At 70.8% G+C, this 5,116-nt stretch carries 5 protein-coding genes and 1 pseudogene; all 6 read right to left on the bottom strand.

Features of this window, described 5'->3' with window-relative positions; translation table 11 throughout:
* Nucleotides 1-262 (bottom strand): annotated as a pseudogene (locus AB0J68_RS26845) (amidohydrolase); the annotation flags it as partial.
* Nucleotides 259-1,020 carry an SDR family NAD(P)-dependent oxidoreductase gene (locus AB0J68_RS26840; RefSeq protein WP_355068740.1) on the bottom strand — a complete coding sequence of 254 codons (762 nt, stop codon included), beginning with the start codon at nt 1,018-1,020 and terminating at the stop codon, nt 259-261. The gene AB0J68_RS26840 and the pseudogene AB0J68_RS26845, both read right to left, overlap by 4 nt.
* On the bottom strand, nt 1,017-2,045 hold the full coding sequence (locus tag AB0J68_RS26835) for an alcohol dehydrogenase catalytic domain-containing protein (protein ID WP_363941082.1): 1,029 nt from the start codon (nt 2,043-2,045) through the stop codon (nt 1,017-1,019). The genes AB0J68_RS26840 and AB0J68_RS26835 overlap by 4 nt, the downstream gene beginning before the upstream one ends.
* 140 nt (nt 2,046-2,185) lie before the next feature.
* The gene (locus AB0J68_RS26830; protein ID WP_363941079.1) at nt 2,186-3,421 is read right to left on the bottom strand and encodes a mandelate racemase/muconate lactonizing enzyme family protein; all 1,236 of its coding nucleotides are present in this window, start codon (nt 3,419-3,421) and stop codon (nt 2,186-2,188) included.
* Between the two features lies 1 nt (nt 3,422).
* Nucleotides 3,423-4,250, bottom strand: a complete 828-nt coding sequence (locus AB0J68_RS26825; protein ID WP_355136680.1) for a carbohydrate ABC transporter permease — start codon at nt 4,248-4,250, stop codon at nt 3,423-3,425.
* On the bottom strand, nt 4,250-5,116 hold an 867-nt coding region (locus tag AB0J68_RS26820), incomplete at its 5' end, for a sugar ABC transporter permease (RefSeq protein WP_363941077.1). The genes AB0J68_RS26820 and AB0J68_RS26825, both read right to left, overlap by 1 nt.

The following is a 5,116-nucleotide window of genomic DNA, read 5'->3' as shown; positions in this document are numbered from 1 at the left end:
CCCCGCTGATGAGCGGGTCGTCGGCCGCGATGCCCAGCAGGTGCTCCGTCTCCGTCACGGAGGCGATGGACTGCACGACGACGGTCTCGGTGACGCCCGCGGCCCGCGCCGCCGGGGCGAGATCCGCCGGGGTGAAGTCGTTGTCGATCGCCGCCATCGTGTCCGGGTCGATCCAGGGCTGCGGGTGTCGCGCACGGACCCAGAGGTGGTGGTGCGCGTCGACGATGCCGGGGCGGCCGGCCGGCGAGGTCTGCTGCGTCATCGGCCCAACCACCCGCCGTCGACGGGCAGGACGGTGCCGTGCACGTAGTCCGAGGCCGCGGCGGCCAGGAACACTGTGGCGCCGGCCAGGTCGTCGGCGCGTCCCCACCGGCCGGCCGGGATCCGGCCCACGATCGCGTCGTTGCGCGCGGGGTCGTCGCGGAGCGCCTGGGTGTTGTCGGTGGCGATGTAGCCGGGCGCGATCGCGTTGACGTTCACCCCTCGGCCCGCCCACTCGTTGGACAGGGCTCTGGTCAGCCCGGCGAGGCCGGACTTCGCCGCGGTGTAGCTCGCGACGTTGATGCCGCCCTGGAAGCTCAGCAGCGAGGCGGTAAAAATGATCTTTCCGCGGCCCCGGTCGACCATCCGCCGACCGATCTCCCGGCTCAACACGAACTGGCTGGACAGGTTCACCTGCAACACCCGGTCCCACATCTCGTCGGGGTGCTCGGCGGCCGGCGCCCGGGCGATCGTGCCGCCGTTGTTCACCAGGATGTCCACCGGCGCCACCGCCGCGGCCTCCTCGGCCAACCGGTACACCGCGGCCCGGTCGCCCAGGTCCGTCCGGATGCCGGTGAACCGGCGACCGGCCGCCTCGACCCGTTGCTGCACCGCACTGCCCTCGGACTCCAACTGCGCCGACACCCCGATGATGTCCGCGCCGGCCACCGCGAGGGCCTCCGCCATCGCCAGGCCGATCCCCCGCCGGGCGCCGGTCACCAACGCGGTACGTCCCGTCAGGTCGAACAGGGCGCTCATCGGCCCTCCTCCCGCCAGTCGAGCAGCACCTTCATGACGCCGCCGCCACCCTCCAGGGCCGTGAACGCGTCCGTGACACCGGCCACGGGCAGCACCCGGGAGATCAGCTCCCGGGCCGGGATGACGCCCGCCGCGACCAGCCGGATCGCCTCCACCACGTCCTCGCGCTGGTACAGCCGCGCGCCCAGCAGCTCCAGCTCGCGCCAGAAGAACCGGTGCAGGTTCACCGGACGCGGCTGCGGGTGGATCGCCACCATCACCAGCCGGCCCCGGGTGGTCAGCACATCCACGGCCGTGCCGACCCCGGCGGCGGAACCGGACACCTCGAACGCGACGTCCGCGCCCGCGCCCCCGGTCCGCTCGTTGACGAGCGCCACCACATCGGTCGGCCCCGGATCCACGGCCTCGATCCCGATCCCCGACGCGACCCCGCGCCGGAAGCCGTCCGGTTCGACGAGCAGGACCTGGGCCCCACGCGCCCGGGCGACGGCCGCGATGAGGACGCCCACCGGACCGCCGCCGACGACGACCACGTGCTCTCCGGACGCCACCTTCGCCCGTCCGACGTCGTGCACCGCCACCGCGACCGGCTCGACGAGCGCCGCGTGGTCCAGCGGCAGATCGTCGGGGAGTGGAAGCACCAACTCGGCCGGCACCGTCCACGACGACTGCATCGCGCCGGGCGAGTCGATGCCGAGGAAGTCCATCGCGTGGCAGATGTGCGAATTGCCGCAGCGGCACGCCGCACACTGCCCGCAGGCGCGGGTCGGCATCACGGTGACGGGCTGCCCGACGGTCAGCCCGGTGACGCCGTCGCCCAGCGCGGCGACCCGGCCCGACATCTCGTGTCCAAGCACCGCCGACGCGCCCACCCGGGCGTCCATGTCGCCGTGGAAGATGTGCAGGTCCGTGCCGCAGATCCCGGTGTACGCCACCGCGATCCGCACCTGGCCGGGGCCCGGCGGTTCTGGGGCACGGTCTTCGATCCCGAGATCACGCGCACCCCGGTAGACAACTGCCTTCACTGCTGCTCCGTCTCAACGTCGTTGGTTGGTACGGGTGCGTATGCCAGGGGCGGCCAGATCCGCATCCGTCGTGTCGGCGCCATCGACACGGTAATCATCCGACCAATCCTGGTCCAGTGGTCGCTTGCGGGCGGGCCGGCTCAATGCCGCAGGGGCGCCACGTCGTTCTGGGCCCCGACGGCATCGGCGAGCAGGGCCTCGACCCGGACCGGTGCGACGGTGGGCATGTGCTCGGCCACCGCAAGCAGGCGTTTGCCCGCCCGCTCCGGTCGTACGTTCGGGCTGCCGGCGGTCGGGCTGCCGGCCCGCTGTCCGGCCGCCGCGATCGCCGCCTCGTCGACCCGGATGCCCAGGCCCGGTGTGTCGCCGAGAATGAAGGCGCCGTCCTCGACGTGCAGGTCGAGGCCGATGCCCGCCGGCGGCCGCAGATCCTGTAGTTCGCTGACCAGGTGGTTCGGCACCGAGGTGGCGGCGTGCAGCAGCCCGACCGGGATGTTGCCGATGGGGCTGACCGGCAGGTCATGGGCATGCGCCAGGGCCGCCACCCGCAGGAAGTGGGTGACACCCCAGACGGCGGCCATCTGGACGATGTCGACCGCGCCCGCCCCGATCAGCGGACGGTACTGCTCCAGCCCGGTGAGGTTCTCGCCGGTGGCGATCGACGCTCGGACGCCCCGGCCGACGGCGGCCAGACCCTCGGCGTCCCAGCGGCGGACCGGCTCCTCGATCCAGATCAGATCGAGGGTGCGTTCCAGCTCGGCCACGTGCCGGACGGCCTGCTTGCGCGACCACGCCTCGTTGACGTCGAGCATCAGACCGGGCCGCCGGCCGTGGCCCGCCTCGGTCAGCACCTCCCGCACCAGCGCGAGCCGGTGCCGGTCGCGCTCGATGTCGAGGCCGCCCTTGAGCTTCGCGGCACGCAGGCCGTACCCCGCGTAGACCTCGTACTCCGCGACCAGCTCGTCGTCGGTCAGACCGATGTCGAGGCCGGACGCGTAGGCCGGGACGCGTCGGTCCCGCCCGCCGAGCAGCCGCCAGAGCGGCTCACCGGCGAGCTGCGCCTTGATGTCCCACAGGGCCGTGTCCAGTGCGCCGATCGTCCCGAACACCAGCCCGCCGTGACCGGCCTTGAAGGTGTGCCGGAGCATCCGGTCGTACAGGCTGGTCACCGCGCGGGGATCTTCCCCCTCGATGGCCGGGAAGATCTTGTCGATCTCCACGTGCGGGCCCAGGCCGACGCCGCTGATCCCCCCGTCGGTCTCGACGATGGTGATCGGCACCGTCGTGACGCCGTCGGGGAACACGCCGTTGGCGTCGCCGACGGGCCGGCCCCACTCCTGGACCGTCGTCAGGGTTCGATACCCGGTGATGCGCATGTCAGCCTTTCGTGGAACCAGCGGAGACGCCGTCGGCGATCTGGCGCTGAAGGAACAGGTAGACCGCCAGGACGGGGATCGCGGCGATGAGCACCCCGGAGGCGAACGTCGGAATGTCCTCGGAGTACTGCCCCCGCAGCGAGGTCACCCCGACCATGAGGGTGCGGTGGTCGGCCGACGGCATCAGCAGCAGCGAGATGAGCACGTCGTTCCAGCAGAACAGCGTGTTGAGGATGCCGACCGAGAGCAGCGCCGGAGCGCCCAGCGGCAGCATGATCCGCCGGTAGACGCCGTACACGGTGTTGCCGTCGATCCGGGCCGCGTCGACGATCTCCGCCGGGATGGTCTTGTAGTAGCTGGTCATCAGAAAGACCGTGAAGGGCAGGAACTGCGCGACGTACGCGAGGATCAGCCCCGGGTACGTGTCGACGAGACCGCTGTCCGCCATGACCCGGGCCAGCGGCACCATGATCACCTGGAAGGGGATGAAGAGCGCCGCGAGGCAGCCGATGAACAGCGCCGTCGAGCCCCGAAAGCGCAGTTGGCTCAGCGCGAAGCCGGCCATCGACCCGAACAGCAGCAGCAGGAACACCGAGCAGGCCACCACGAGGACCGAGTTGGCGGCGTAGCGGCCCATGCCGACGCTGGTCCACGCGGTGGTGATGTTCTCGAAGCGCAGCGCGTCCGCCAGGGAGAACCGGTCGAGAATGTACTCCCGGCGGGTCTTCATGGCGACGTTCGCGGTGAACAGCAGCGGGTAGATCGTCGCGAGCGCGAGGAGCCCCATCGGGATCACGAGCAACCATCTGCCCAGTCGAACGCGGGACATCAGTCTTCCCTCCCCGCTCGTCGGAGCAGCTTGAGTTGCACCAGCCCGACGACGAGCATGATGACGAAGAGGACGGTGGACGCGGCCGAGGCGAGCGCCGGCCGGTTCATCTGCCCCTGCTGGATCCAGATGTAGTACTCCGGCAGGTACGTCGAGCCCTCCGGGCCGCCACTGGTCATGACGTAGAGCAGGCCGAACATGGACGTCAGCATCCCGATCATCGTGGTCACGAAGACGAACTGGATGGTGCGGGAGAGGCTGGGGATGATCACGTGCCAGATGACCTGGGCCAGTGACGCGCCGTCCACCCGCGCGGCGTCCAGCAGCGCGGAGTCCAGGGTCGCGAAGCCCGCGAGGAACACGACCAGGGCCATGCCGAAGGTCGCCCACACGTGTACGCCGACGACCGCGAACATGGCGACGTCCGGATCACCGAGCCAGTCCACCGGCCCGATGCCCACCGAGGACAGGACAACGTTGACAGGACCGTCAAACGAGAGCAGCAGGTTGAAGATCGCGCCGACGATGACCGGAGACAGCACGGCCGGGAAGAAGTAGACGCTGCGGTAGAACCGGTGCCCCGGCACGCGCAGGTAGATGAACGTGGCGAGCAGGCCCGGGATGGCCACCGCCACCGGCAGGAGCAGCACCAGCAGCCCCACGTTGCGCAGCGCCTGTTGGAACAGCGGATCGTGGAGCAGGTCGACGTAGTTGTCGAAGCCGACCATCGCCCCGTCGCGGTCGCCGTCGCCGGTGAAGGAGAAGTTGACGCCGAGTAGCAGCGGCCACAGCCGCAGCAGCACGAGGATCAGGACGGCCGGGGCGACCAGCACGAAGGGCGCCAGTTGTTCGGCGCGACGGCCGCT

The organism is Micromonospora sp. NPDC049580 (genome assembly GCF_040675595.1).
Taxonomy (GTDB): Bacteria; Actinomycetota; Actinomycetes; order Mycobacteriales; family Micromonosporaceae; genus Micromonospora.
The sequence above is the reverse complement of the archived record's forward strand: the minus strand, read 5'-3'. Positions and strand labels throughout refer to the sequence as shown.

Bases quoted from the DNA above. Each gene is read 5' to 3' on its own strand.
- AB0J68_RS26830 (WP_363941079.1), bottom strand. From the start codon at position 3,421: ATGCGCATCACCGGGTATCGAACCCTGACGACGGTCCAGGAGTGGGGC.
- AB0J68_RS26825 (WP_355136680.1), bottom strand. From the start codon at position 4,250: ATGTCCCGCGTTCGACTGGGCAGATGGTTGCTCGTGATCCCGATGGGG.
- AB0J68_RS26840 (WP_355068740.1), bottom strand. From the start codon at position 1,020: ATGAGCGCCCTGTTCGACCTGACGGGACGTACCGCGTTGGTGACCGGC.